Consider the following 1,557-nt stretch of genomic DNA (forward strand, 5'->3'; position numbering starts at 1 on the left):
CGTTCCTCTTTGGATAGCTTTTGACGCAACATCTTTTCCCGGTTCTCAAACTGCCGGATTTTCTTCTTTCCGTCCTCGATCTCGGCTTGCAGCTCCTCGCGGGTTTTCTCTCTTGGCTTTGTCATAGTTGGTCGCTCCTTTCTGCTTATGGCTAAAAGAAAAGAGCAGCCGTTTTCTGTACGAAAATAGCTGCCCTCAATAGGTGGTTTACAATTTTAGAATTTCAGTATCTTAACTTACATCCAGTATATCTTTGCTCCAGAAATTTGAATTTTTGAATCCGCAGGAAGTCTTAACAAGTGCACAATATTCAGATAGTCAACATACCCAGTCCCCACATGAACAAGGCTGAAAACACAGAGAACAGTGCTTGCAAAAGCATAAGTGCTTGGAACAATCATATATGCAATTAGCGGAACAACACCTAAAATTAGCGATGGAAGTATATTAACCACGATAAACCTATTTCTTGTCATCGGTGATGTACATGTCGTTCCAAGTCCCTGCGTCGTGTAGAACATAATGACTTCACTACCCGCTGGAAAACTTACGGCATGGATGAGTTCATGAACTGGGAAGAAAAGTAACGCAATCACAAGACCTATCATCCAATCAACTCTTGAAAATGCGACCCCTCCAAGATAAGTTTTTTTGATATAAACACAACAAGCAAACAAAAGAACAATTGGAATAAGTATGATTGCGGACTTGCTTGTTACTTCCGGCAGTTCTTTTGCACCAGTTCCGACATCAACAGTAGGAAGATTTTTTCCGTCATACTTTCCAATCCATTTAATCTTCATTGTCATTCCTCACTTAACGGCGAGAACAATTCATCCACAATCATCTTTGCCTCAGCAAGATGACCGTAGAAAACATAAAAACGAATCCTTTCGTTCATCAATCCTATTTTCATCGCCATACCTGCGCCAAATACATTTTTCTGAACAAACGGTATTTTCTGTTGGTTTAACACATCCGCCAGCATACCACTCCAAAGCTGCTCTTTCTCGGTGAGGAAGCATAAATCATTCGGCCCTATCTGCTTGGCGTTTTTTCTCCCGCATACGGGGCAGCACTCACCGTCAAATGGCAGGCAACATCTGTTGCAATACTGAGTCATGACCATCACTCCTCTCATTTTAGCTTAATGAAATGGTTAAACTTATCCAATATGATTATATCATGCGGTCAGAGGTCTTTTCAACCAATGCTTTCATACAGATTTGCAACTTTTCTATGAACGCCGCACTTTTTCGCCGCTTCGCTTGCCGCCCTGCGGCGTTCCTCGTTGTATGGGGCGGTCAGACGGAAAGAGAACCGCCCCTTGCGGATTTCAAACTCCATGCAGCCCGTTTCGAGGTCTGCGTCGGTCTGGCGGCACTGGTCGGGGTGCTGTCCGGCGTAGGCGGCAAGCCGCTTCTTTAAGTCGGTGTTGTGGGTGCGAATATGGATAAGGGGGTCTTTCTCGTCAAACCATATATCGGTGGTCTTTTCCTGCTTCGTAAGCCCTGTTCTCATAAACTCTCCTTTCTGCGCCCCTGTTACGCAATAGGG

General features: G+C 44.3%; 3 protein-coding genes and 1 pseudogene. All 4 read right to left on the reverse strand.

What is annotated here, in order from left to right:
- Positions 1-125, reverse strand: a pseudogene (locus C4885_RS17160) (DUF3847 domain-containing protein); the annotation flags it as partial.
- A 111-nt stretch (positions 126-236) separates the two neighbouring features.
- Entirely contained in the window at positions 237-803 is a 567-nt protein-coding gene (locus tag C4885_RS16085; RefSeq protein ID WP_158538938.1) for a DUF3267 domain-containing protein, read from the reverse strand.
- 2 nt (positions 804-805) lie between these two features.
- Positions 806-1,123 (reverse strand): hypothetical protein, encoded by a 318-nt coding sequence (locus tag C4885_RS16090; protein WP_114001299.1) that lies wholly within the window; start codon positions 1,121-1,123, stop codon positions 806-808.
- An 80-nt stretch (positions 1,124-1,203) separates the two neighbouring features.
- The gene (locus tag C4885_RS16095) at positions 1,204-1,521 is read right to left on the reverse strand and encodes a hypothetical protein (protein ID WP_114001300.1); all 318 of its coding nucleotides are present in this window, start codon (positions 1,519-1,521) and stop codon (positions 1,204-1,206) included.
- Positions 1,522-1,557 lie beyond the last annotated feature (36 nt).

Origin of the sequence: Subdoligranulum sp. APC924/74, from assembly GCF_003324125.1 — a bacterium.
GTDB classification, from domain to species: Bacteria; Bacillota; Clostridia; order Oscillospirales; family Ruminococcaceae; genus Gemmiger; species Gemmiger qucibialis.